The 270-nt window shown below is 49.6% G+C and carries 1 protein-coding gene; it reads left to right on the top strand.

Going from position 1 to position 270, the window contains the following annotated elements; translation table 11 throughout:
- Positions 1-270: hypothetical protein (locus tag AB1471_RS18960; RefSeq protein ID WP_367780984.1), on the top strand; the 270-nt coding region annotated here is incomplete at both ends.

Here is a 270-nt window from a genome sequence, read left to right as displayed (position 1 = left end):
GAGGGAGGAGAAAAAGAAGGAGAGAGAGGGGAAAAAAAAAAGGGAAAGGGGAGAAAGAGGAGGGGAAAGAAAGGAAAAGGAAGGGAGAAAGAGGGGGAGGGGGAGAAAGGAGGGAAAGGGAGAGGGAAGGGAGGAGAAGAAGAGGAGAAGGGGGGAGAAGGGAAAGAAAAAAAGAGAGAAGGAGAAGAGGGAGAAGAAGGAAGGGAGAGAAGAAAAAAGAGGGAAAAGGAAGAGAAGAGGAAAAGAAGAGGGGAAAGAGAGGGGAGAGGG

Source organism: Jeotgalibacillus marinus (genome assembly GCF_040801915.1).
Taxonomy (GTDB): Bacteria; Bacillota; Bacilli; order Bacillales; family Jeotgalibacillaceae; genus Jeotgalibacillus; species Jeotgalibacillus marinus.
The sequence above is the reverse complement of the archived record's forward strand: the minus strand, read 5'-3'. Positions and strand labels throughout refer to the sequence as shown.